The organism is Marinifilum sp. D714 (assembly GCF_030851345.1).
Classification (GTDB): domain Bacteria; phylum Bacteroidota; class Bacteroidia; order Bacteroidales; family Marinifilaceae; genus Marinifilum.
This window is the reverse complement of the sequence record NZ_JALPNU010000012.1, coordinates 104510-130959: the sequence shown is the minus strand read 5'-3', so window position 1 is coordinate 130959 and position 26450 is coordinate 104510. Positions and strand designations below refer to the sequence as shown.

Genomic DNA, 26450 nt, shown 5'->3' with positions numbered 1-26450 from the left:
CCGTTAGCGCCGATGGTACTGCAGAGATGTGGGAGAGTAGGTCGACGCCAACCTTTAAAGAGTCTTATTCCAATTGGAGTGAGACTCTTTTTTTTGCTTTAAACTTTAGGAGACGAGAAATCTACTGCCTAAACAAAAGGTTGTTACCGAAGTTGAGAGAATGATAAACAACATTTATACAGAGTAGGAATTAAAAGAATCATTTGTAAAAATATGATAAAGTTCTCTTATCACATTAACATTCAGTAAAATTCCTTCAATTCATAGGATGTTTTTCCCCTTAGAAATTGCTTTGTAGAAAATATTGCTTAATTTTGCGAATTGATTGTGAATAGCAATCTATTAAAACAATTTAAATTTTAAAATTAGAATTATGTATTTATCAGCAGAGAAAAAGCAAGAGCTTTTCGAAAAGTACGGGAAGTCTAACAAAGACACTGGGACTGCAGAATCTCAGATTGCCTTGTTTTCTTACCGTATTGCTCACTTAACTGAGCACTTGAAAAACAACAGAAAAGATTACAGTACCCAACGTGCACTGCAATTGCTAGTAGGTAAAAGAAGAAACCTTCTTGATTACTTAAAAGCAAAAGATATTGAAAGATACAGAGCTATTATTAAAGCTTTAAATATTCGTAAATAATATCATATTAAAGCAATCCCGAGCAATCGGGATTGCTTTTTATATATTGGCGACACCTTGTTGCTTATCCAATAAGAAGTTTGAAATAAACTACAAAAGATGAAAGTGATCGAAAAAATAATTGAATTAGGTGATGGAAGGTCCATCACAATTGAAACAGGGAAATTAGCAAAACAAGCTGATGGATCTGTAGTAGTAAAAATGGGTAAGACCATGTTGTTGGCAACAGTAGTATCCGCTAAGGACGCAAAACCTGATGTTGACTTTATGCCTTTGTCTGTTGATTACAAAGAAAAATTTAGTGCATTAGGACGTTTTCCTGGTGGTTTCATGAAACGTGAGGGAAGACCTTCGGATTATGAAATTTTAGTATCCCGCCTAGTGGACCGTGCTCTACGTCCATTATTTCCTGAAGATTATCATGCAGAAACATTCGTATCTATTAATTTGATTTCTGCAGATACCGAAACAATGCCTGATGCATTAGCTGGATTGGCTGCATCTGCTGCACTTGCAGTTTCTGATATTCCATTCATGGAGCCAATTTCAGAAGTGCGTGTTGCTAGAGTTGCTGGAGAATTTAAAATTAACCCAACTCGTACAGAATTAGAGGCTGCAGATCTTGATATGATCGTTGCTGCTACTATGGAAAATATTATGATGGTAGAAGGTGAGATGGATGAAGTTTCAGAAGCAGAAATGCTTGAAGCTATCAAAGTTGCTCACGATGCCATTAAAATTCAGTGCCAAGCTCAGATTGAATTGACTGAGATGGTTGGTAAAACTGAAAAAAGAGAATATTGTCATGAAGATAACGATGAAGAATTACGTCAGTTAATCATCGACAAAACTTACGATAAAGTTCTTGAAGTTGCTCGTCGTAAGAATGCAAACAAGCACCAACGTGCTGAAGATTTTGCAGCTGTTAAGGAAGAATTCGTTGCTGAGTACTCTGAAGGGAAAGAGGAGTCAGAAATTAATATGTCTTTAATTGGCCGTTACTATCACGATGTGGAAAAAGATGCGGTTCGAAATATGGTTTTGGAAGACAGATTGCGTTTAGATGGTCGTAAAACTGACGAAATTCGCCCAATCTGGTCTGAGATTGATTATCTTCCAGGAGCACATGGATCTGCGGTATTTACACGTGGAGAAACTCAATCATTAACTTCGGTAACATTAGGCACAAAGCTTGATGAGAAGATTGTTGATGATGTATTGTACCAAGGGAAAGAGAAGTTTGTTCTTCATTACAACTTCCCTCCATTTTCAACTGGAGATGCTCGTCCTTCACGTGGTATTAGCCGTCGTGAAGTAGGTCATGGTAATTTGGCTTTCCGCGCATTAAAGGGAATGATTCCTGCAGATTCTCCATATGCTATCCGTGTTGTATCGGACATTTTAGAATCAAATGGATCTTCTTCAATGGCTACTGTTTGTGCTGGTACCTTAGCATTAATGGATGCAGGTATTCAGATTAAGAAGCCGGTTACAGGTATCGCAATGGGATTAATTTCTACTGCAGGTGCTGAAAAATATGCAGTTCTTTCTGATATCTTAGGTGATGAAGATCACTTGGGTGATATGGACTTTAAGGTAACTGGTACCAGAGATGGTATTACAGCTACTCAAATGGATATTAAAGTTGATGGTCTTCCATATGAAGTATTGGCTCAGGCTTTAGAACAAGCTCGTCAAGGTCGTCTTCATATTTTAGATAAGATTGGAGAAACTATTGAGGAACCAAGAGAAGACTTGAAACCACATGCTCCACGTATCGTTTCTATGGATATTCCTAAGGATATGATTGGTGCTGTTATCGGTCCTGGTGGAAAAATTATTCAGGAAATTCAGGAAGTAACAGGAGCTGTTATTGTTATTGAAGAAGTAGATGGCAAAGGTGTGGTTGATATTTCAGCTGACAACAAAGAATCAATTGATGCTGCGGTTGCAAGAGTTAAAGGTATTGTTGCTGTTCCTGAAGTTGGAGAGATTTACAAAGGAAAAGTAAAATCGATTGTAACTTTCGGTGCATTTATTGAAATTCTTCCAGGCAAGGACGGATTACTTCATATTTCTGAAATCGAGCACAGAAGACTACAGACTGTAGACGAAGTGTTGAAAGAAGGTCAGGAAGTAGAAGTGAAGTTGATTGATATCGACGCAAAATCAGGTAAACTTAAACTTTCAAGAAAAGTATTGTTGCCAAAGCCTGAAAGAAAGAAAAAAGAAGAAAATAAATAATTGAGATATTTTTATTCTTAATCCCGGGAAATTATTCCCGGGATTTTTTTTTGTATATGCTTTGCCTATTTTAGCGATGTAAACAAAAGGGAAAGATGGAAAATAATTGGGTAGATCAGATATCTAAAAAAGTAGATCAACAAGCAAATGATTTTATATCGATAAAAGATTTTCGATTTTATCAGATTGAAAAATTGAAACGTATTGCTAAACTTTTGGATAGTCAAGCTTCTTGTTTGGATTGTAAATATGCAAAAGCAGAACTGGAGAAAATAGTAGATGATTTAGACCGTCTGATCAACAAATCTGGTGTCAACAGAAGTGAGTATGAAAAACGTGTTGAAAAACTTTTAAGGCATCTGAAAAAACAACATGGCGTTTATCAAATCCATCATTTTACTTATACTTACTCAGCTATTTTTGCGTTGGTTGGAACTATTTTTGGCTTGCTATTATCTTATGGAATGTTCTACAGTTTTAATCCAACCATATTTTTCCTATGTGCTGGAGTTGGGATGATTGTGGGTAACATTTTGGGTAATAGAAAAGATAGAGAATGCAAAAGAAAAGGAAAGCAATTATGAATGGTTTCTAACTAACTCAAAAATAACAGACTATAAAATAAAGGAGTTGATGTTGATATTTTTTATCAAAATTGGCTCTTTCTTTTTTTAAAAAAGCCTGATATTTGCCCTTCATTTTCTATTTTTATGACTCCAAAAACGCAAATACATTTTTAATGGATTATAATTTTATCGTAATTGAAGGTAATATTGGTGCCGGGAAAACGACTCTTACACATAAAATATCAGAGGAGCGCAATGCTAAACTGATATTAGAGCAGTTTGCTGAAAATCCTTTTTTGCCAAAATTTTATAAAGATCCTGATAAATACTCCTTTCCATTGGAAATGTCGTTCTTGGCCGATAGATACAATCAGCTGAAGAAAGAATTGAGCGAACGTGATTTGTTTAAATCTTTTACCATTTCGGATTACTATTTTATGAAATCCTTGATATTCTCAAAGCAGACTCTACAGGATGATGAGTATACTTTGTATCGCCAGTTTTTTCATATCATTTATAATTCCTTGCCTAAACCAGATTTATATGTCTATTTGCATTCTAATGTAGAGAAACTGTTATCGAATATTAAAAAGCGAGGAAGAGAATATGAACAGGAGATTACTGCTGAATATCTTCTAAAGATACAAGACAGTTATTTTGAGTTTTTTAAACAACAACAAGACCTTAAATTTTTGGTGATTGACACCAATGATATCGACTTTGTTAACCAAGAAATTGATTATGAGAAAATTACAAAGGCAATTTTCGAAACTGAATGTAAGCAAGGTTTAAATAGGATAATTCTCTGAAAGCCCTGAAAACTCAAATAAAAAGACGGAATAAATTTAATTTGCATAAAATTTTCTTAAATTTGTTTTTGAACTAGAATATAATTTTAAAAGTTAAAATAATTAAGTAGTTGTTATGAAAAGATCAAAGGTTATTTCCTTAGCTTCTTTGGCTTTAGCAGGATTGGTACTTACAAGCTGTGCTGGTCTTAATAAGATGAAGAAAGAAGCAAGCGATATCAAGTATCAGGTGACTCCTGAAGTTTTGGAAGCACATGCAGATATGGTTGATGTAAAAGTTGTTGTTAACATTCCTGGTGGATATTTTAATAAAAAAGCCGTTCTTGTTGCAACACCTGTTCTTAAGTTTGAAGGCGGTGAAAAAGCATTCCCATCAAAAACTTTACAAGGCGAGAAAGTTCAAGGAAACAATACTGTAGTTCCTTTTGAAACAGGAAAAACTATTACCTACACTGGTAAAGTTCCTTACGAGCAAGCAATGAGAATTTCTGACTTAGAAGTTAGAATGACTGCTAGCAAAGGTGAGCAATCAGTTGAATTCGATCCTTACAAAATTGCTGATGGTGTAGTTGCTACTGCAACTTTGGTGCAAAATAACCCAATGAACATTGTTGGTAAAGATGCTTTCCAAAGAATTATTCCAGAAACTCAAGAGGCAGATCTTCACTACCTAATCAACAGCTCACAAGTTCGTTGGTCAGAAATGAAAGCTGAAGATGTTAAAGCACTTAAAGCTTACTTAGACGCAGTTAAAGCTGACGAAAAGAAAGAATACAAAGGTGTTGAAGTTTCTGCATATGCATCACCAGATGGTAAGCAAGATTGGAATGAGAAATTAGCTGGTAAGCGTGAAGTTTCTTCTTCTAAGTACATTAAGAAAGAAATGAAGAGAGGTAAAATGGCTGAGTATGCAGCTGATGATTTCTTCAAATCTAAAGTTACTCCAGAAGACTGGGAAGGTTTCCAAAAATTAATGAAGGCTTCTAACATCCAAGATAAAGAATTGATTTTACGTGTTCTTTCAATGTACTCAGATCCTGAAGTACGTGAAAAAGAAATCAGAAATATTTCTGCTGCTTTTGACGATGTTAAGAAAGAAGTACTTCCTAAATTAAGAAGAGCTAAATTCACTGTTAACGTTGACCTTATTGGTAAATCTGACGCTGAATTGAAAGATCTTGGTTTGAACAACCCAGCTGAATTAAACGTTGAAGAATTATTATATTCTGCTACTTTAGTGAAGTCTGCTGATGATAAATTGAAAATTTACGAAGCTGCTAAGAAGCAATTCGCTAAAGACTGGAGAGGTTATAACGATGCAGGTATGGTTTTATTCGGTATGGGTAAAGTAGCGGATGCTAAATCTAACTTCGAAAAAGCTGATAAGCTTTCTGCAAACAACCCAGTTGTTAAAAACAACTTAGGTGCTGTTGAATTAGTAAACGGTAACGTTGCTGAAGCAGAAGTTCTTTTTGGTGCTGCAACTGGTGCTGGTAAAGAAGTTAACTACAACCAAGGTATTGTTGCTATCATGAAAGCTGATTACGATACTGCCGTGAAGCACTTCGGTGACTGTCCATCAGTAAACGCTGCTTTAGCTAACATTTTAGCTGGTAAGAACAATGTAGCTCTTGAAAAATTAAACGCTAACACTAGCGATGCTGCAATGGTATATTACCTAAAAGCTGTTGTAGGTGCGAGAACTGATAACAATAACTTAGTTTTCACTAACCTTGAAACAGCAGTAGCTAAAGATGCTTCTTTAAAATCAGTAGCTAAGTCTGATATGGAATTTGCTAAAGTATTTGAAGATGCTAAATTCAAAGCTATCGTTGAGTAATTAAGAATTACAAGATATATGAAAAGCGATCCTTTTTAGGGTCGCTTTTTTTATTCTCGATGCCTGTTATTTATTCTATTTTTTTATCTTAGACGATTCTTATTTAGGAATTAAACAAGGATAAAATGATGGAGATTACAATTCCTCAGAAGCTAACAAATAACTTTCAGGGTGTAGTATTTTTTACCGATTTGTATCATCAAACAAAAAAATGTTATGACGAAGAAATAGTATTCAATTTTGAGGAAACAAAAGTTATTGAATCTAACTTGTTCTCTATTTTAGGCTGTTTGATTTCTAGCTTAGAAAAAAAGAAAAATAAGCCTCGCTTAATTGGTATTCAGGAATCAATTGACAACTTATTTAATACCAAGAAATTGGTAAAGGGTGCTGCCAAAAAAGATTTATGGAAGCATTTAATCAAATGCCAGAATTTTACAAGTCCAGACGAAGGGGCATTATCGGAGTATCTGGAAACCAAAATCTTTCCTGAAAGACCAGATATTAGCTTAAATCAGCACTTGAAAATGGCAATTGAACTTTGTGTTGCTGAGGTTTTCAGAAATGCCTTTGTTCATAGTAAATGTCGTGAGGTCTTTATATCACATTATTTTTCAGTATACAACAAGAAGTTGTTTGTTACCATTGTCAATAAAGGAAAGTCATTTGTAGATATATCTTCAAGCAATCATCCCATAGCCGCTGTTGAATGGGCTGTGCAAAATGGGACTACAACATTTAAGAGGAATCACAAAGGAATAGGTTTGTTTACCATCAGACAGTTTATACAGCAAAATCAGGGAAAGATTCAGATCTTGTCGGGAACAGCTGTTTGGAAACAGGTAAAACAACGAACCTTCTCAAAAGAGTATGAGAAGGCTTTTCCAGGAACGATTATTACTTTGGAATTTAATCTTTAGGCTATTTCTGATAGTTCATTTTAGAGAATAAATCCCAAAGAACAATACCACAACTTACCGAAATGTTAAAAGAATGTTTGGTTCCGAATTGAGGGATCTCAATACATCCGTCAGAGGCATCAACAATTTTTTGTTGTACCCCTTTCACTTCATTTCCGAAAATTAAAGCATATTTTTTACAAGAATTGGTTTCGAAATTTTCCAGAGATACGCTATTCTCAGCCTGCTCAACCGAGTAAATATCAAATCCATTTTCCTTTAATTTTGCAACAGCATCTTCGGTATTTTTAAAATATTCCCACTGTACCGAATCTTCCGCTCCCAATGCAGTTTTGTGCAATTCTCTGTGTGGAGGAGTTGCAGTGATACCACATAAATAAACAGCTTCGATTAAAAGTGCATCCGATGTACGAAATACAGAACCAATGTTATTTAGGCTTCTTACATTATCCAATACAATGATAATTGGAGTTTTATCTGATGCTTTAAATTCGTCTATGCTTTTGCGATCTAATTCGCTGTTCTTTAATTTTCTCATTCTATTGTTCTGTATTCTTTATTGCGGAACAAAAATAAAAAAAGGAATCCGAATGGGATTCCTTTATATGGTATTTTGTGTAATTTCTTACCAATTAACTGGTTTACGACGAACTGGCATTGTCATGCATCGAGCACCACCACCACCACGAGGTAGTTCAGAACCTTCAATGGTAATTACATATTTTTCGTAATCAGAAAGTTCAACTTTATGGCGAATGATATCTTTGGCACGAAGAATTTCAAATCCATTCTTGTTCATTGCTTCCATGGTATGGATATTTCGACCATAACCAACAACTTTACCAGGACCTACAGCAAAGAAGTTCGCACCACTGTGCCATTGTTCTCTTTCCTGATTCCATGGATCAATATTTCCACCACAGAAAATAGGCTTAAGATCCATACCTAATTTTTTCAATGCTTCAAGAAGGTTGTTTTCTCTTCTAATATCAAGCACTTTTCCATTTTGGATGGTAATGTGTACAGTTTGATATTTGTTAGGACGCATGATTAATGGTTCGTAAACCATGCATTTATCAACATCCAACAAAGTAAATACCATGTCAAGGTGAATGAATGATTCTGGTTGACTTGGTAATTCCTGTACCAAAATGTGACGTTGTTTTTCTTCTTTTTGGGATAATAATTGAGCAAGAATAAAATCAATACCTTGAGTTGTAGTTCTTGTCCCGTTACCAATTACTAGGATGTCATCACGAGCGATAAGAACATCACCACCTTCAATCATACAATTAGGATCTATCGATGGATTATCGATTGGATTTACAGTTTTTGCATTAAATCCAGGAGTATAATCGAAAATTGATTGCATGATTAATGATTCTCGATCACGAACACCATTAGCCATTTTACCAATCAATACTTCGTTCAATACTGACATTGAAGCATCGCGAGTAAAGAAGAAATTGTGAAGTGGACGCATTGCAAAACGCTCCTTGCTCAAAAATTTGGTAAGGTTATCGCGCTTTAGTGGTACCCCTTCAATTAAAAGAGTTGCCAATTCATTTGCATCCTGATCCAACAAATAATCTTTAATACAATAGGTATTGCCTTTTACACCTACCTGAGGTTCCATAAGGCAAATTTTATCAATAACAGCCTCTTTTGCTTTATCGTTCTTCAGAACATTAGCCAAAAGATCTTTAACCTGGTAAGTTTGTGCAATTTCTCCTAAAACACCACTTAGCTGCTTGTATTCTTCTCTTGCAACAGCAAGGTTCAAGATATCGCTATAAAGTGCTCTTTCGGCATTTTCAGGAGTCATATTTTCGACTTCTGCACCCGGAGTATGAAGGATTACTCCCTCTAATTCACCAATCTCCGATCTAACATTTAATTCTACATACTTAGTCATGCCCGATCTGTTATGTCTTTTTTAAACTTGTTTGTTGTACTATTTTGTGATTTGCAAAAGAAGTAAAAATTAAGTGCAACCCAAAAAATAGTCTTAAGTAAATTTCATGTTTTTTAAAATCCCCACAAATCCCCATTAATCTAGATAAATAGGAGATTTGTGTGTATTTAATTTAAAATGCTACTTATGTAAATAATTATTGATCGATCAAGTTTTAATAACCAGTAGCCTGACCATCTTTTCTTGATTCGGAAGCACCATAATATACACCATTTTTTTCGTCAAACATTATGGCCTGATATCCACCAAATCCCCCAGTGCTATATTTTATTTTATGGCCCTTTTGCATTAACTCTCGTATGCTTTGATATGGAATGCCCGATTCAAGATTTACCCAGCCGCCATCTTTCATTTTTGTACCCGTTGGCTGCGACGAACCTTCGTGGCGAATTCGCGGAGCATCGCCGGCTTCCTGCATATTCATTCCGAAATCAATTAGGTTAACTACTATCTGAGCATGTCCTTGTGGTTGCATGGCGCCGCCCATCAAACCAAAACTGATGTATGGCTTTTCATCTTTTGTAATAAAGGCCGGAATAATGGTATGAAATGGTCTTTTCCCAGGAGCATACACGTTGGCATGATCTTCATCCAGACTAAAAAGTTCCCCTCTGTCCTGAAGAATAAAACCAAGTCCGTCAGGTGTCATTCCCGATCCCATTCCTCGATAATTACTTTGAATGAGTGATACCATATTGCCTTCTTTATCGGCAACGGTAAGATAAATGGTGTTTCCTTGTTCCAATTCTCCTGCTGGATATTCTCTAGCTGCCTTATTGGGATCGATTAATTCCTTTCGTTCCAATGCATATTCATTAGATATCAATTCTTTTATTGGTATTTCTGAAAAATCAGGGTCGGTGTAAAACTTTGCACGATCTTCGAACGCCAGCTTTTTTGCTTCAATAAAGGTGTGTAAGTAATCAGTTGACCCAAACCCCATCTTGGCAATATCGTAATATTTTAAGATATTGAGAATTTGAAGGGCAGCAGTTCCCTGTCCGTTTGGCGGCAATTCCCATACCGTGTATCCTCTATAATTTACTGAGATAGGATCAACCCATTCCGATTTGTGTGAGGCCAAATCTTCGTAAGAAAGAAAACCGCCTTGTTCTTTAATGTACTTTGCAATGCTTTTGGCGATATCGCCTTTGTAAAATGCATCGCGACCACCTTTGGCTATTTTTTCATATGTGTTTGCCAGGTATGGATTCTTAAAAATTTCTCCTTTTTGAGGCATTTTACCATTTGGCATATAGGTTTCTGCAAAGCCTGGATATTTTTTTAACCTCTTGGCTGAGCCATTCATATAGTAAGCAATTAATTCGCTTACCGGAAAACCTTCTTTTGCATAGGTGATTGCAGGTTGTAGAATTTCTTCCATATCTAACTTTCCAAACTTTTTGTGAATGGTAAACCAACCATCAACACAACCTGGAACCGAAACAGGGAGCGGGCCATAAGCCGGTATTTTTCCATTGGTATTTTGCTTTAAATAATCAAGCGTAAGTGATTTGGGTGAACGGCCACTTCCATTTAATCCGTACAATTTTTTGGTTTTTGCATCCCAAAGAATTACAAAAATATCACCACCAATTCCACATCCGGTGGGTTCCATTAATCCGAGAGTTGCATTGGCAGCTATGGCTGCATCAATAGCATTTCCACCTGATTTGAGTATATCGAGAGCAACTTGTGTGGCCAATGGCTGACTGGTACAGGCCATTCCATTTTGGGCAATTACTTCTGACCGTGTTGCGAAATTGAATCCTGTTATTCGATCTTGAGCATTACTATTTATCGAAAAAATCAGTAATAGAAATAGGGGGATAATTTTTTTCATGATAGTATGTTTTGGTAATTTCTTTAAAGATAGAAAGATTAACTTTGAATTGTGAAGCGATTGGTTGGATTGGGCATATTAATAATGGGTAGTATTTTGATTTTGTTGGGTACAGAATCAAATGCAAAAACTTGTGCTGAAGTTAGAAACAATCTTGTATTGGACACTGTGGTTTTTGCTGATACCAATTTGCATGTAAACCTCGATGAAATCAATGTTAAGAGATACAAGAAGCGAAAAAGAAAACATTACCGCAGCACTCGCAAATATTGGCGTACGGTTCGTAATGTAAGAATTGTGTATCCATATGCCGAGGAAGCAAACAATACCATTATTCGTTTGAATGAACAATTGAAAAATGTCCATAGTAAAAAAGCACGCAGGAAATTAATCAGGAAAGAATACAAAGGCTTGATGAAAGAGTACAAAAAGCCATTAATGAAACTGAAGATTTCGCAGGGAAAGCTATTAATGAAGCTGATTGACCGAGAAACAGGAAATAGTAGTTATTATCATTTAAAGGAGTTAAAAGGATCGGTAACAGCCATATTTTGGCAATCAATTGCCGCAATGTTTGGTACTTCGTTAAAGGCAGAGTACGACCCTTTGGGAAAGGATTGGATGGTAGAAGAAATTTTAGATCGGATTAAAAACAGGGAGTTGCCACCGCCTTATCCACTGCCCTTCAAAAGGAAGTTTCCGAGCACAAAAGAAATGGTTCCGAACACATAAGTTCCCTTTCCGCACGTGAAGGTAATGCTTCCGCACGCCGAGAAATTTATTCCGCACAGTTCGGAAATACTTACACCGAGTGCAGAATTATCAACCTAGTGTGCGCAGTTGGAATTATGGTGTTCGGAGCATCTGATTTTTGTTTCGGACTTCCTGTTTTTTGATTAGGAGATCCTTTTTATGTGCGTGCAATGCTTACTTTCCGAAATAATTAGAACAGTTTTTCAATTCTATCATCGAATAGCTGTGATTTCTCAATATATTCCTTAAACTTTTCGGGATTGTTATCAAGATGTGCTTTCACAATCTTAAAATTCTCGTCTCGTTCTTGTTCAATACTCATTCTGTAATGATTCATCAGTTTTTCGGTTACAGATTCCCATGCAAAATATTTGTATAAACCAAACTTGAAAATAAAACTTACCAGCAGCGAAATCAATAAAAGAGTCCAATTCTGGATGGGGAACTCCAATACTAGTGATACCATTAATATAAAAACAGGAATTACCGATGAAACACAGAAAATGCCAATCATTAAATTGTTATAGTACTCAGAAAATCGAGCAATTTTCTTTTTTGTAGCGCTATAAAATCCAAACCAGTGAATAAACAGATTAATCGCCAGGGAGTATAAAATAATAGCTACTTCAGGAGCAGAATTTAAACTGAAAAAGATCCCTACAAACACTAAAATATTGGAAATAATAAAAGGGTAAATATGGTTTTCGCCAGGATCTTTGGTGTTTCTGTTCTTCATTGTTTCAATAATAAAGAAAGTACGCATTTGTATACTATGCGTACTTTCAATTTTAATATACTGAGTTTTTTGTGCAATTTATTACAAAGCCATTAATGTTTTTACAACATTTTCGGCTCCTTCACCAATTTGAGCAATGGTAGCATCAAGCATATAGCATGGTGAGGTAACAATTTTATTTTCTTTATCGAAAACAATTTCACCGTGACTGGTATTCAGATGAGTTGCACCTAAAGATGTAATTGCCTCTGCAGTTCCCGCATCGTGTCCGATGGTAACTTCAACTTTGCCAAGTATTTTTGCAATTAGAGCAGGAGCAATGCACAATGCACCAATTGGTTTCCCAGCTTCATGCATGGCTTTTAAGGCAACCTCAACTTCTGGATTCACATCACAATCAGGACCTTTAAAAGCAAAAGTGCATAGATTTTTTGCAACACCAAATCCGCCAGGGAAAAGAATTGCATCGTAATGGTTCGCATCGAACTCCTTTAAATCTTTAATATTTCCTCTTGCAATACGAGCAGCTTCAACCAAGACATTTCTTTTTTCATTCATTTCTTCACCCGTAATGTGGTTGATAACATGATATTGATCGATATTGGGAGCAAAAATTTCGTATTCGCCGCCATTTTTCGAAATGGCATACAATGCTAAAGTAGTTTCGTGAATTTCAGATCCATCGTAAACGCCTGAACCAGCTAATACGACAGCAAATTTTTTCTTTGAGTTCATGTTGATATGATTTAAATATTTAGATGCAGATTATTTTGTATAATTTGTGAACTTGAAACTACAAATTGTTAAACTCATAGATTCAAGTGGAAACCAAACGCATTTTCATAGCAATAAAGATAAATAATACCGATCAAATTAGCGCGATTTTTCGACAAGTTCAGTTGGATTTAAAGGATGAATGGATAAAGTGGGTAAACTTGAAAGGTTTACACATTACTCTGGGCTTTATTGGTGAAACTGATGTAAGAAAAATTGGTTTAATTGTAAATCGCCTAAAAAGCAGTGCCAGCAAATTTTCTCCATTTCACTTGCAACTTAAATCTGTTGGTGCATTCCCATCTTTAAGCAAAGCTCGTGTTTTATGGATCGGTGTTGATTCTGACGATGTGATTTATGAATTAAGGAAGGATATTTTAAAGCAATTGGAATATATTGTTGAAATTCCGGATGCCAGATTTTCACCGCATCTAACCATTGGCAGAATAAAACATGGTGTAAAGAAACCAGAATTGGTACAAGAAAAGCTGGAATTACATGCCAATTGGTGTGATGAAGAACTTTTGGTTAGTGATTTTGTATTAATGGAAAGCAAACTAACTAAGCAGGGACCAATTTATGAAGTTATGGAAACTTTTAACTTGGGTTGAAAATGAATTGATAATATTTTAACAAATGGTTTTTTCAGTTGTTTGAAATAAATGTAAATTTGGGCTACAAAAAATAACAAATATGATTACGATAGAAACATTGGTGTTTAATCACTGGCAAGAAAATACTTACATATTACACGATGAAACAGGAGAAGCAGTTTTGATTGACTGCGGTGTGTTTTTCGAAGAAGAAGGAAAAAAATTAATTGATTTTGTAGAAAAAAAGGGGTTAAAATTGGTAAAGCAATTAAATACTCACCTGCATATCGATCATGTTTTGGGTAATCAGTTTGTGAAGGACACATTTAATTTGCTAACCTGTGCTCATAAGGATGACGAATTTTTACTGGCAGAAGCTCCTAATTATGCTGTACGTTTAGGACTTGAGAATGTTGTTGAACCACCTGCAATGGGCGAAGCCATTAAAGAAGGGGATGTAATCAAATTTGGAAATTCTGAATTAAAAGTATTGCACGTACCAGGACATTCACCAGGACATGTTGTGTTTTACAATGAAGAACAAAAATTTGTGATTGCTGGTGATGTTTTATTTCGTGAAAGCATTGGTAGAACCGATCTGCCTTACGGTAATTACGAACAATTAATTGGAGGAATCAAAGAAAAACTATTGGTGCTTGCTGATGATGTAGAGGTTTATCCAGGTCATGGACCATCAACAACAATTGGTCACGAGCGTAACAACAATGTGTTTCTGAAAGGATTATAATTATCAATTCTAGATATTAAGCCTCTTCTTTTTGAAGGGGCTTTTTCTTTTTTAATGACTGTTGATAGATTAAACAAAATTATTAACAAGTCCAAGATTAAAAACTTTGATGAAAATATGACAAAAAACATCTTTGTATCAATCTAAAAAACAAAAAGTTAAGTAGATTGTTCTACTTGTGGAGAAATGTTAAAAAACAGCGTTTTAAAAGCTTATTTTACTACTTGAAAATTTAAATCTTTTGCTACTTTTACAATCAAATTTATTTATAAACAACAACAACTAAATAAACAACAATATGGCAAGCGAAAAGTTTGTTTCTCGTCACATTGGTCCTCGCAACGGCGATATTAAGACCATGTTGGAAACTGTAGGTGCTCCATCATTGGATGCATTGATCGAAGAAACTATCCCTTCGGATATTAGATTAGGGAAAGATCTGGATTTACCAGAAGCTTTATCGGAGTATGAATATTTCTCGAAGATTAAAGGAATTGCTGCTAAGAATAAACTGTTCAGAACTTTTATTGGACAAGGTTACTACGATACAATTACTCCTGCTGTAATTCAAAGAAATATCTTGGAAAATCCAGGTTGGTATACACCTTACACTCCTTACCAAGCAGAGGTTTCACAAGGTAGATTGGAAGCTCTTTTAAACTTCCAGACCATGGTATTGGATTTGACCAAAATGGAATTGGCTAACTGTTCTCTTTTGGACGAAGCTACTGCTGTTGGTGAGACGATGTACATGATGATGGGACTTCGTTCTCGCGCTAAGAAAAAAGCTGGAGCCAATAAAGTTTTTGTAGATCAAAATATCTATGCTCAAACTCTTGATGTATTAAATACACGCGCAAATCCTCTTGGAATTGAGTTAATTGTTGGTGATTATAAATCCTTTGAGTTTGATGAAACTGTTTTTGGTGCTATCGTTCAGTACCCTGCTGCAAGTGGTAGTATCGAAGATTATGCTGATTTTGTAGAAAAAGCTCACGCTGCTGATGCATTGGTATCAGTTGCTGCAGATTTAATGAGTTTGGTACTGTTAACACCTCCAGGTGAATGGGGAGCTGATATCGTTGTTGGTACAACTCAACGTTTCGGTGTTCCAATGGGATACGGTGGACCTCACGCTGCTTATTTAGCATGTCGCGAAGCGTACAAGCGTAATGTTCCAGGACGTATTATTGGAGTTACCAAAGATGCTCAGGGAAATCATGCAGTTCGTATGGCATTACAAACTCGTGAGCAACATATTAAGCGTGAAAAAGCTACTTCTAACATTTGTACTGCTCAAGCATTGTTGGCAACTATGGCTGGTTTCTATGGAGCTTACCATGGAGCTGAAGGCTTAACCAGAATTGCCAAGCACATCCATGCAGGTGCTGGGGAATTATCTGAAGGATTAAAAGCATTAGGATATCAACAAACAATTGAAAACTTTTTTGATACAATTGAAGTTGTACTTCCTGAAGGAGTTGCAATGGAAGATATCAGAAATGCAGCTTTAGAGGCTGAAATGAACTTCCGTTACATTGACGAAAAAACAGTTGGTATCTCTTCTGATGAAAAAATCAGTAAAGAAGAGATCAATACCATTTTAAATATTTTTGCTAAAGCTGCTGGTAAAGAAGTTGAAGCAAAAGAAGTAGAAGAGAAAGTTTACTTTGATGGTAAATTCTCAAGAACAAGTGATTTCTTAACTCTTGACGTTTTCAACCGCTATCGTTCAGAAACTGCAATGATGCGTTACATGAAAAATCTTGAGAAGAAAGATATCGGTTTGAATACTTCTATGATTTCATTGGGATCTTGTACAATGAAATTGAATTCTGCAGTTTCTATGTTTCCATTGAGTTGGCCAGAATTTGGAGGAATTCACCCATTCGTACCAATGAATCAGGTAGAAGGTTATACTGATATGATTTCTGAACTTGAAAAATGGTTGTCAGAAATTACAGGTTTTGCAGGATGTACTTTACAACCTAACTCTGGTGCTGCTGGTGAGTACACTGGTTTGATGGTGATTCGTGAATATCATATCTCTCGTGGAGAAGGACACAGAAATGTAGTTTTAATCCCTTCTTCGGCTCATGGAACAAATCCAGCTTCAGTAACAGTTGCAGGAATGAAACCTGTGATTGTTAAGTGTGATGAAAATGGTAATGTTGAGTTTGATGATTTGAAAGCAAAAGCTGAAAAGCATGCTGAAGATTTATGTGCTTACATGATTACCTACCCATCTACTCACGGTGTATTCGAAACCGGAATTAAGGAAATGATGAATTTGATTCATGAGAATGGCGGTCAGGTGTACATGGATGGTGCAAACATGAATGCTCAGGTTGGTTTAACTAACCCAGGATTGATTGGTGCTGATGTTTGTCACTTGAACTTACACAAAACTTTCTCAATTCCTCACGGTGGTGGAGGTCCTGGTGTTGGTCCAATTGGTGTTGCTGAACACTTGGTTCAATTCTTACCTTCTCATAAGTGTGTGAAAACTGGTGGTGAAAATGCAATTACAGCTGTAGCTGCTGCTCCATTTGGTTCTGCAAGTGTATTGCCAATTACATACGGTTACATTGCCATGCTGGGTACTGAAGGTTTAACCGAAGCTACTAAAATGGCAATTTTAAATGCCAACTATTTGGCTTCTTCATTCGAAAAATTAGGATTTAAAATTCTATATAAAGGTGAAAACGGACGTGTTGGTCACGAAATGATTTTCGATTGTCGTGAGTTTAACAAGTCAGTGGGAATTACCGATACTGATATCGCTAAGCGATTGATGGATTATGGATTCCACGCTCCAACTTTATCGTTCCCTGTACACGGAACATTAATGGTTGAGCCAACTGAAAGTGAGCCATTGGAAGAGTTAGATCGTTTCATCGAAGCATTGGCTAAAATCAATGAAGAGATGAAAGAAATTGAAGACGGTGTTGCTGATACTGTTGACAATGTATTGAAAAATGCTCCTCACACTCACAAAGTACTAACTGCAGATGAGTGGAATCACACATACAGCCGTCAGAAGGCAGTGTATCCATTAAAATGGGTTGCTGATAACAAATTCTGGCCAACTGTTGGTCGTGTGGATGATGCTTTCGGTGATCGTAATCTAATGTGTACATGTGCACCGTTGGAAGTATACAATGAAGAGTATATTGATGCAGACTAATTAGTCAATAAGACGATTTGATATATAAATCCGGTGAGTTTCTCATCGGATTTTTTTATTGGCAAAAGAGCAAAAAGAAACAAGGAGGCTGCCCCTGCCTCCTTGTTAATGTTCTATTACTAACCCTAAAATTTAACTATGAAATAATGAATTGAAAAATAATCCATTAAAATCTATATCATCTTACGTACAAGTTTGTAAAAAGTTCGTGATGTTTTAATAGTTTTAGCTTAGTTTTCAGGTAGTTATTTTCATAAAAAAGGAAAGAATCCTTAAAAATAAGGCCTTTCGTAAGAGCAAAAAAAATGAAAAAAAAACACATTTTTTTTCATTTTTCTGTAAATATTTAAAACTTTTCTAGTCGGTGATTTAATCTATTTTAAACATCTTATTAGAATTCATTTTCAATAACTAAAGTTAAGATATCTTTTAAGTCTCGGTTCATGGCTGCGACTTGTTGTGGAATAAAACTAGTACTTGTCATTCCAGGTACTGTATTGGCTTCCAATACAAAAATTTCTTTGTTCTTTATAATGTAGTCAACTCTTACAATACCTTTACATTTTAAGGCATCGTAAATTTCTGATGACATATTTTGAATTTGTTTGGTAAGTTCAGGTGAAATTCTGGCAGGAGTAATTTCTTCTGCCATATTTGGATCATATTTGGCTTCGAAATCAAAAAACTCCTTCTTTGGCAAAACTTCGGTAACAGGAAATATTATACTTTCTTTTTTAGTTTTTACCAAACCACATGTGCATTCTAATCCATCAATGAATTCTTCTATAATAACCTCTTTTCCTTCTTCAAATGCTTTTTCGATGGCCTTATTTAATTCCTCAACTTGTTTTACCTTCGAGATTCCAAAACTTGAACCATCAGCATTTGGCTTAACAAAGCAAGGCATTCCTAATTTTGCATGAATTTCTTCGATGGAATATTCTTCATCTTTTTTAAGTAGAACAGATTTTGCAAAATTAAAACCTAAGCTTTTTAAGTATGAATTGCAGGCATGTTTGTTAAAGCTTAATGCACTGCTTAAAACATCACATGTTGAGTATGGAATTCTTAATAGCTGAAAATATCCCTGAAGAATTCCATTTTCACCAGGAGTACCATGAATTGCAATGTATGCAAAATCGAATTTTGTTTTAATTCCATCTTTGGTAAAACTAAAATCATTTTTATCGATAGGGTAGGATTCATTCTCAATTTTTACATTCCAATCTAATTCTTTTAATTCAATTAAGTATGGATTATAAAGATCTTTATCAAGAGTATTGAATATATGGTCAGACGTTTGAAGTGAAATTACAATCTCGGCTGAATCACCTCCTGCTATTACTGCAATATTTCTTTTCATGGGTTGTATGGTGCTTTGTTATTCTTCTCTGCTAGCTGTATAATCTCTCCATTTTTGAATTACACTGCTCATGTCTTCAGGAATCTCCGAATTGAAAGAAATGTATTCTCCAGTAGTAGGATGGTCGAAACCTAATGTTTTAGCGTGTAATGCTTGTCTTGGACAAATTTTAAAGCAATTTTGAACAAACTGTTTGTATTTGGTAAATGTGGTTCCTTTTAGGATTTGATCTCCACCATAATCGGCATCATTAAAAAGAGGATGGCCGATATGCTTGAAGTGAGCACGAATTTGGTGAGTTCTTCCTGTTTCCAGAATACACTCCACTAAATTTACGTAGCCCAATCTTTCTAGTACTCGGTAGTGAGTTACAGCATGCTTTCCATATTCTCCATCAGGAAAAACATCCATAACTTTTCTGTTTTTTAGATTTCTTCCAATATGGCCGGTAATTGTTCCTTCGTCATTTTCTAAATTCCCCCAAACTAAAGCGCGATATTTTCTATCACTGGTTTTGTTGAAGAATTGTAATGCAAGTTTGGTTTTGGCTTCTTCGGTTTTTGCAATCACCAAAATACCCGAAGTGTCTTTATCAATACGATGTACCAAACCTGGTCTAGGATCCTTCGAATTGAAAAGTGGTAAATCCTTCAGATGATGTGCAAGAGCATTTACCAAAGTCCCAGAATAATGTCCGTATGATGGATGAACCACCATGCCTGGATTTTTATTAACAATCAGGAAGGCGTCATCTTCATAAACAATATTTAAAGGAATATCCTGAGGTATGATTTCAATCTCGCGTGGAGGATAGCTTAAAACAATTGTGATAATATCGTTCGGTTTTACCTTGTAGTTACGTTTAACCGGTTTGTCGTTAACATTAATACATCCAGCATCAGCAGCTTCCTGAATTTTATTTCGTGAAGCATTCTGCATTCGATCGACCAAATATTTATCGATTCTAAGCATGCTTTGCCCAGGATCAACTTCGAAACGAAAGTGTTCGAATACTTCCTGATTAGTATCTAATTCCTCTTCTGAGTTGAAATTATCTTTTGGTTCTTGTGTCATTACTTTTGCTGTGTTTTAATAAAGCAATTTGCCTAATCTTTGTTGAAGTAGCGAATCTGCATGTTGAAGCTTAAGAGTATCTTTTGTCAGCCAAAGATCAATATTGTTTCCTGGGCGAATTTTTAGATTTTCATTATAAGCTGGATATTGCTTAAATACTTTTGCTTGCATGGAATCAATGTGATTTTTAATTGATTCATCGAATTGTACCTTGCCAACATTTAAATTTGACATGATTATTTTCTCTTTGGCTTGGGTATTGTTTTTTCCCATTAAATTGGGAGCTAAAACTCCGAAAGTATTGCCTCTTCCCAATACCAAATCAATGGTTGCACCTTTATCTATCATGCTTCCTGCCCCTATTGAATCACCTTTATATTTAGGATAAAGTACCAAGTTGAAAAATTGACTTTTTTCATATTTTAATCGACCAATTTTAAATCCATTGGTAATAAGTAGCTCGTAAGCCTGACGGAATGAGTTGTCTATCAAATTTGGAAAACGTACTTGCTCAGGCTTGTGTGCATTAATGGTTAAAAACAGGCTTCGATTTCGTTTTACAATAGACCCAGCTATAGGTCTTTGATCTAAAACAGTTCCTGGTTCATATTTCGGATTGTAAATTGAATCGTAAACGGTGAATCGCAGATTTTCTTCATCTATTGTTTTGGCAGCATCTTCGAGGCTTGTCCCATACAAATCTGGAACAGTTAATTTTTCGCCATGATGTGTATACCATTTTAATCCCGAAAGGGTAATCCATAAAATAGCAATCGCTATTAATAATGCGATACCTAATTGAATTAAAAAAAATCTGCTTTTAAAAAAATTAGTTGATTTCATTCGAGTCTGTTTTTCTTTTGAGTTGGCTAATGGCATTACAAGTCAATAGTTCATAAACGACAAAAAACACTTATTATTTCCGTGTTTTTGCGTTTTACAAAAATAGCAGAGATTTTTAGATTAAAGAAATGAGCTAATGCAAATGCAGCTTTATACATATAAAAAAGGGCAAAAAAAAAGAGCTCCTTTGGAACTCAATCAATTTTAGAAAGGTCGAAACCTTAAAATACAAAAAAGTAAAGAATTTGAATTCTTTACTTTCTGTATATCGGTTGCTTAATTGTAAAATTAAGCTTTGTGTCTGCGCTCGCTTGAAACAGAAACTTTCTTTCTGCCTTTAGCTCTTCTACGAGATAGTACTGCTCTTCCGCTTACAGAAGACATTCTCTCTCTGAAACCGTGCTTATTTCTTCTCTTTCTATTTGATGGTTGAAATGTTCTTTTCATCGCGAAAAATTTTTATCGAATAAAGTTATTATATGCGTTGATTTTGGACTGCAAAAATAAGTTTTTTTTTAATCTAACAAAAGGATGATGCAAAATATTTTTCCTAAAGCTCAAGATGTACAACTTTTTTAGTCTCAAAAAACTCTTCTTCGAAGAAGCTGGTACAGTCGAAAAGTTGAGCTTTATCACCGTACCCAGCGATTTCTTCTTGAAAATCGCCCCCCTTAATGTAAAGAATACCATTGGCCAAACTATTCTTATCTTTTGGTGAAGAATTTTTACGAACCATGTTTACAAATTTGGGAAATGCGGTAACGGCTCTACTTACAATAAAGTCGAATTTCTCTTTTACTTGCTGAACTCTAGTGTGCTCTGCTTTTACATTTTTTAATTTTAAGGCCGTAGCCACTTCGTTCACTACTTTTATTTTTTTTCCGATTGAATCTACCATGTAGAAATCACATTCAGGAAAAAGAATAGCCAAAGGAATTCCTGGGAAACCTCCACCGCAGCCAACATCCATAATCTTTGTGCCAGGTTCAAACTTTATTACCTTGGCAATCGATAATGAATGCAAAACATGATGCAGGTATAATGAATCAATGTCTTTGCGTGAAATTACATTGATTTGACTATTCCAGTGGGTATACAAATCTTTAAGCTGAGCGAAACGATCTTTCTGTTCCTCAGTTAAATCTGTAAAATATTTTTCGATGATTTCCATGCCAATTTTATTTTAGGTTGGCAAAGATAGAACTAATTCGCAATCATTGTTTTCCAACAAAAAAATTATTTCTTTTTCTTTTCGATTTTTACTTCAGAATCTTTAAGGTTGTTGAAAAGTAATTCACGAGCTCTAAACAATTGGGCTTTAACTGTACCAATTGGCAATTTTAGCTCTTGAGCAATTTCTTCGTAAGAAAACTCTTCAAAATAGCGAAGTTCAATCAGTCGGCGATAGCGTTCTTTTAATTTGCCAACCTCATTTCGCATGATTTTTGCCTTCTGCTTTTTGACAAATTCTTGCTCAGGGTTAAGACTGCTGGATTCAAGTGTAATGGTTCTTTCGTTTTCAGCATCGTCTTTTCCATCAATGGATATTGTATTACCTCTTTTCTTTCTTAGAAAATCAATGCAATTGTTCGATGCAATTTTGAATAACCATGTGCTGAATGCATATTTTGGAGAGTATTGTCTGATGTTACGGAAAGCTTTACCGAAAGCCTCAAAAGTTAAATCTTCAGCATCGTTCTTGTTATTAACCATTTTTAATAACATGAAAAATATGGCGTCCTTATATCTTTTAAAAAGCTCCTCGTATGCTTTTTGGTCCCCATTAACTGAAGCTTGTACCAGCCTGTAGTCGTATTGAGCTTTTTCTGAGAGGTTCGGATTTATTTCCATTATGATCGTTTCCTGTATATGTGACTTTGTATATAAAATAGCAATTTATACAGAGGCCTAAGTAAGACATATACATACGAAGATAAAAATAAATTCTCTTCTCTCAAATGCCTTGTAGAAATTTTAAAACAGTATCCCTTTGTAAATATTTTGGCTATGCATAGGGCCAGTAATGAAAAATAGAGTTGTGTTTTTATCAAAGCTAGAATCAGAAGAACAATAAAAAGAAAATGTACGATAGGTTCTATGTCCAACAATAGTTTTCTTTTAAACGGAATGTATTTCCTACTCTTGAAGTAATGCTTGTTGATTGTTTTCCAGGTTTTGAAGTAGTTTTTTGCATCGATAGTGATTTTGCTATCCGGATTTGTAGAGAAAGTATAATCCGACTTTTGAGCTAAATCCAGGCATAAAATATGATCGTAGCCTGCTTCGAAATGCGCATTTCCTGCATATCCTTTGTTTGCGAGAAAATCAGACTTCAAAAAACTCATGTTAAAAGAATTGCCTGCGTACAATTTATTTATGCTTGTAAATGAAGCGAGTTTAATGGTTTGTTTGATAATATCATACCTTAAAAAGTTGTAGAAGAATCCTTTTTTATATTCTAAATTGCTATAGGCATTGTATAGTTTTCCTTGTGCTTTAGCTACTGTGTTTGATAGCCATGCTTTGTTATGGGTAAAACCATTTGGATTGAGATGTATAATTTGATCGTATTTCGCAGCTTTTACTCCAATTGTTATTGCAAGTTTTTTATTGTGCTTGAATTTCTCGTCGATTGGGATTTGTGTTGATCTAAGGGTTGGATAGAGATTTTTTAACCTGATTAGTACATCTTCAGTATCGTCAACACTTCCATTATCAACAACAATTATTTCATATTCCGGATAGTCTTGCGTCAATAATGTCGGAAGGTTCTTTTCCAAATATTGTGCTTGATTTTTTGCACATAGAATTATTGAAACGGGAATTGTTTCGGAATGATTGTAAGTTTTGTTCTTAGTTTTAAACTTTCTGAGGTAGAAAATTGAATAGATTAAATCTATAAGAAATGTAAGAACCAATCCGATAATTAATAACCATTGAATTGGTGTGAGAGAGTGATAAAAATATGTTTCCAACTTAATATTTTTTTGTGCAGTCCAAATTTAAACGAATCTATGATAAATAGGGCTTGTAATCGTATTTTTTTATAAAAAAAACTGTTTTGAAGGTTGTTGATTTTGGTCTATAGAGCCTACCATATTCATGATTAAGATTTATTAGTATCTTTGCTGCCGATTTTGCAAAAACCGATTCCTGGATTTTGCAGTTTTAAAACAGTCAATATGGATTTTAAATTACACAAAACCGATCCAAAGTCTTCTGCAAGAACAGGAGAGTTAACAACAGATCATGGAAAAATACAAACTCCGATATTTATGCCTGTGGGAACACTTGGCTCGGTAAAAGGAGTGCATCAGCGTGAGCTTCGTGATGATATCAACGCTGAAATTATTTTAGGAAATACATATCACTTGTATTTACGTCCAGGTTTGGATATCCTTGAAAAAGCAGGAGGATTGCATAAGTTTAATGGATGGGAAAGACCAATATTGACTGATAGTGGAGGATTCCAGGTATTTTCTTTGGCTGATAATAGAAAATTGACCGAAGAGGGAGCCATGTTTCGCTCGCATATTGATGGGTCGAAACATTTCTTTACGCCAGAAAATGTAATGGATATTCAAAGAACCATTGGTGCGGATATCATTATGGCGTTTGATGAATGTCCTCCGGGAACGTCAACCTATGAGTATGCTAAAAACTCCTTGGAACTTACCCAGCGTTGGTTGGAGAGATGTGTAAAACGTTTTGATGAAACCGATCCAAAATATGGATATTCACAAACATTATTTCCAATTGTACAAGGTTGTGTTTATAATGATTTAAGAATTAAAGCTGCTGAACATGCAGCTTCGCTTGATCGTGAAGGATATGCAATTGGAGGTTTGGCTGTAGGTGAGCCTGTAGAGGAAATGTATTCTATGATTGAAGTGGTGAATGATGTTCTACCAGAAGATAAACCTCGATACCTAATGGGAGTTGGAACTCCGGTAAATATTTTGGAAGCCATTTCACGCGGAGTAGATATGTTTGATTGTGTGATGCCAACCAGAAACGGTAGAAATGGTATGATCTTTACAAGTGAAGGTATCATTAATATTAAGAATAAGAAATGGGCTGATGATTTCTCTCCTATCGATCCAAATGGGACTTCTTTTGTAGATTCAGCTTATTCTAAAGCATACGTGCGCCATTTGGTGCACTCGGGTGAATTATTGGGATCTCAAATTTGTAGCATCCACAACTTGGCATTTTACTTGTGGTTGGTTCGCGAGGCAAGAGAGCATATTAATGCTGGAACTTTTGCAGCATGGAAAGATATCATGGTTAAAAAACTGGCTACACGTTTATAAGTGTTAAAAAACCTTACAATAAGTCAGCTGTAATTGATATTTGAAGAATAAGTTTTACTTTTAATTCGGTAAATTTAAATTCGGGTTTTCCGAGAGTATCAGAAAATAAAAATCAGGTTTTGAAGAAATTAGATCTATATATTATCCGAAAGTTTTTGGGTACATTCTTTTTTGCGATTGTTCTTATCATTAGTATCTCAGTTATTTTCGATTTTTCGGAGCATATCGATGAATTTATCGATAAGGAGGCACCGCTTAAAGCGATTCTTTTTGATTATTACCTGAATTTCATACCCTACTTTGCGAACTTATTTAGTGCATTATTCACCTTTATTGCAGTAATATTCTTTACTTCTAAAATGGCTTATAATACCGAAATTATTGCCATACTTAGTAGTGGGATTAGTTTTAGGAGAATGATGTTTCCTTATTTTATTGCAGCATTAATTATTGGTGTGTTTTCATTTGTCTTGAGTAATTTCATTATTCCACCGGCAAATGCAAAAAGGATAGAATTTAACGAAACCTACATTAAAAAGAAGTTCAGAAATAAGGAAAGAAATATTCATCGCCAGATAGAACCAGGGGTATTTATTTATATGCACAACTGGGATACAGGAAGTAATACAGGTTATCGATTTTCATTGGAGAGTTTTGAAGGGAAAGAGTTAAGATCGAAACTGACGGCGAGAAATATTAAATGGAATAAGGAAAAAAACAAGTGGACCATTAATGATTATTTTATTAGAAACATTGATGGTGACAAAGAGAGTTTTGAACACGGTAAAAAAATAGATACAACTCTAAGTTTTGGTCCAAAAGAATTTGGGCGCAAGAAATACTTGGTTGAAGCAATGAACTTTACTGAGTTGAACGATTATATCGATCAGCAGACAATGAGAGGAGACAGTAATATTAATGCTTATAAAATTGAGAAATATAAAAGAATGGCTAATCCATTCTCAACCTTCATTCTTACCCTAATTGGTGCGTCACTTGCATCTCGTAAAATTCGAGGAGGAATGGGACTTCATTTGGGAATTGGTTTGCTGTTAAGTTTCTCATTTATACTTTTCTTACAGATTTCGGTTGTTTTTGCTACCAATGGTAGTATGAATCCGATGTTAGCCGTTTGGTTGCCAAATATTGTGTTTACATGTGTTGCCTTATATTTATATCGAATTGCTCCTAAATAGAACTATTCTAAATAGTTTTTCAGGAAAAGT

The 26450-nt window shown here is 35.2% G+C and carries 24 protein-coding genes; 12 read left to right on the top strand and 12 right to left on the bottom strand.

Annotated features, from left to right (window positions below; translation table 11 throughout):
• Positions 1-373: 373 nt before the first annotated feature.
• The 6 genes from rpsO to M0051_RS12585 all read left to right on the top strand — a co-directional run bounded on the left by rpsO (position 374) and on the right by M0051_RS12585 (position 7022).
• The gene (rpsO, locus tag M0051_RS12610; protein WP_110363274.1) at positions 374-643 is read left to right on the top strand and encodes a 30S ribosomal protein S15; all 270 of its coding nucleotides are present in this window, start codon (positions 374-376) and stop codon (positions 641-643) included.
• 99 nt (positions 644-742) lie between these two features.
• On the top strand, positions 743-2887 hold the full coding sequence (gene pnp / locus M0051_RS12605; RefSeq protein ID WP_306741879.1) for a polyribonucleotide nucleotidyltransferase: 2145 nt from the start codon (positions 743-745) through the stop codon (positions 2885-2887).
• Between the two features lie 95 nt (positions 2888-2982).
• The gene (locus M0051_RS12600; protein ID WP_306741878.1) at positions 2983-3471 is read left to right on the top strand and encodes a hypothetical protein; all 489 of its coding nucleotides are present in this window, start codon (positions 2983-2985) and stop codon (positions 3469-3471) included.
• Positions 3472-3626: 155 nt separating this feature from the next.
• A complete protein-coding gene (locus M0051_RS12595) occupies positions 3627-4262 on the top strand; it encodes a deoxynucleoside kinase (protein WP_306741877.1) in 636 nt (211 codons plus the stop codon).
• Between the two features lie 115 nt (positions 4263-4377).
• A complete protein-coding gene (locus tag M0051_RS12590) occupies positions 4378-6102 on the top strand; it encodes a tetratricopeptide repeat protein (protein ID WP_306741876.1) in 1725 nt (574 codons plus the stop codon).
• Positions 6103-6227: 125 nt separating this feature from the next.
• Positions 6228-7022 carry a hypothetical protein gene (locus tag M0051_RS12585; protein WP_306741875.1) on the top strand — a complete coding sequence of 265 codons (795 nt, stop codon included), beginning with the start codon at positions 6228-6230 and terminating at the stop codon, positions 7020-7022.
• A 1-nt stretch (position 7023) separates the two neighbouring features.
• Here M0051_RS12585 and M0051_RS12580 read toward each other — a convergent pair whose 3' ends face one another.
• The 3 genes from M0051_RS12580 to ggt form a co-directional block, all read right to left on the bottom strand.
• Positions 7024-7560 (bottom strand): RNA methyltransferase, encoded by a 537-nt coding sequence (locus M0051_RS12580; protein WP_306741873.1) that lies wholly within the window; start codon positions 7558-7560, stop codon positions 7024-7026.
• An 87-nt stretch (positions 7561-7647) separates the two neighbouring features.
• A complete protein-coding gene (locus M0051_RS12575; protein ID WP_306741872.1) occupies positions 7648-8937 on the bottom strand; it encodes an arginine deiminase family protein in 1290 nt (429 codons plus the stop codon).
• Between the two features lie 214 nt (positions 8938-9151).
• Entirely contained in the window at positions 9152-10840 is a 1689-nt protein-coding gene (gene ggt / locus M0051_RS12570; RefSeq protein WP_306741871.1) for a gamma-glutamyltransferase, read from the bottom strand.
• 51 nt (positions 10841-10891) lie between these two features.
• Here ggt and M0051_RS12565 point away from each other — a divergent pair, with 51 nt between their 5' ends.
• A complete protein-coding gene (locus tag M0051_RS12565; RefSeq protein WP_306741870.1) occupies positions 10892-11572 on the top strand; it encodes a DUF4294 domain-containing protein in 681 nt (226 codons plus the stop codon).
• 211 nt (positions 11573-11783) lie between these two features.
• Here the strand turns inward: M0051_RS12565 and M0051_RS12560 are convergent, their stop codons facing one another.
• Entirely contained in the window at positions 11784-12329 is a 546-nt protein-coding gene (locus M0051_RS12560) for a hypothetical protein (RefSeq protein WP_306741869.1), read from the bottom strand.
• A gap of 81 nt (positions 12330-12410) precedes the next feature.
• A complete protein-coding gene (elbB, locus tag M0051_RS12555) occupies positions 12411-13064 on the bottom strand; it encodes an isoprenoid biosynthesis glyoxalase ElbB (RefSeq protein ID WP_306741868.1) in 654 nt (217 codons plus the stop codon).
• 86 nt (positions 13065-13150) lie between these two features.
• On the opposite strand from elbB, the gene thpR reads away from it, so the two are divergent.
• The 3 genes from thpR to gcvP all read left to right on the top strand — a co-directional run bounded on the left by thpR (position 13151) and on the right by gcvP (position 17631).
• Positions 13151-13714 carry an RNA 2',3'-cyclic phosphodiesterase gene (gene thpR / locus M0051_RS12550; RefSeq protein ID WP_306741867.1) on the top strand — a complete coding sequence of 188 codons (564 nt, stop codon included), beginning with the start codon at positions 13151-13153 and terminating at the stop codon, positions 13712-13714.
• Between the two features lie 82 nt (positions 13715-13796).
• On the top strand, positions 13797-14444 hold the full coding sequence (locus M0051_RS12545) for an MBL fold metallo-hydrolase (protein ID WP_306741866.1): 648 nt from the start codon (positions 13797-13799) through the stop codon (positions 14442-14444).
• Positions 14445-14742: 298 nt separating this feature from the next.
• A complete protein-coding gene (gcvP, locus tag M0051_RS12540; protein WP_306741865.1) occupies positions 14743-17631 on the top strand; it encodes an aminomethyl-transferring glycine dehydrogenase in 2889 nt (962 codons plus the stop codon).
• 391 nt (positions 17632-18022) lie between these two features.
• Here gcvP and M0051_RS12535 read toward each other — a convergent pair whose 3' ends face one another.
• The 7 genes from M0051_RS12535 to M0051_RS12505 form a co-directional block, all read right to left on the bottom strand.
• Entirely contained in the window at positions 18023-18994 is a 972-nt protein-coding gene (locus M0051_RS12535) for a D-alanine--D-alanine ligase (protein ID WP_306741864.1), read from the bottom strand.
• Between the two features lie 18 nt (positions 18995-19012).
• Entirely contained in the window at positions 19013-20068 is a 1056-nt protein-coding gene (locus tag M0051_RS12530) for an RluA family pseudouridine synthase (RefSeq protein WP_306741863.1), read from the bottom strand.
• Positions 20069-20083: 15 nt separating this feature from the next.
• Complete coding sequence (locus tag M0051_RS12525) at positions 20084-20911, bottom strand: PASTA domain-containing protein (RefSeq protein ID WP_306741862.1); 828 nt, start codon at positions 20909-20911, stop codon at positions 20084-20086.
• A gap of 288 nt (positions 20912-21199) precedes the next feature.
• Positions 21200-21358 carry a 50S ribosomal protein L34 gene (gene rpmH, locus M0051_RS12520; RefSeq protein WP_110363239.1) on the bottom strand — a complete coding sequence of 53 codons (159 nt, stop codon included), beginning with the start codon at positions 21356-21358 and terminating at the stop codon, positions 21200-21202.
• 103 nt (positions 21359-21461) lie between these two features.
• Complete coding sequence (gene rsmG / locus M0051_RS12515; RefSeq protein WP_306741861.1) at positions 21462-22082, bottom strand: 16S rRNA (guanine(527)-N(7))-methyltransferase RsmG; 621 nt, start codon at positions 22080-22082, stop codon at positions 21462-21464.
• Positions 22083-22147: 65 nt separating this feature from the next.
• Positions 22148-22762: an RNA polymerase sigma factor gene (locus M0051_RS12510; RefSeq protein WP_306741860.1), complete on the bottom strand. Its 615-nt coding sequence runs from the start codon at positions 22760-22762 to the stop codon at positions 22148-22150.
• The gene (locus tag M0051_RS12505) at positions 22762-23829 is read right to left on the bottom strand and encodes a glycosyltransferase (RefSeq protein ID WP_306741880.1); all 1068 of its coding nucleotides are present in this window, start codon (positions 23827-23829) and stop codon (positions 22762-22764) included. Before M0051_RS12505 ends, M0051_RS12510 begins: the two co-directional genes overlap by 1 nt.
• Before the next feature lie 264 nt (positions 23830-24093).
• Between M0051_RS12505 and tgt the strand changes: the two genes are divergently transcribed.
• The gene (gene tgt / locus M0051_RS12500; protein WP_306741859.1) at positions 24094-25224 is read left to right on the top strand and encodes a tRNA guanosine(34) transglycosylase Tgt; all 1131 of its coding nucleotides are present in this window, start codon (positions 24094-24096) and stop codon (positions 25222-25224) included.
• A gap of 119 nt (positions 25225-25343) precedes the next feature.
• The gene (locus M0051_RS12495; protein WP_306741858.1) at positions 25344-26420 is read left to right on the top strand and encodes an LptF/LptG family permease; all 1077 of its coding nucleotides are present in this window, start codon (positions 25344-25346) and stop codon (positions 26418-26420) included.
• Positions 26421-26450 lie beyond the last annotated feature (30 nt).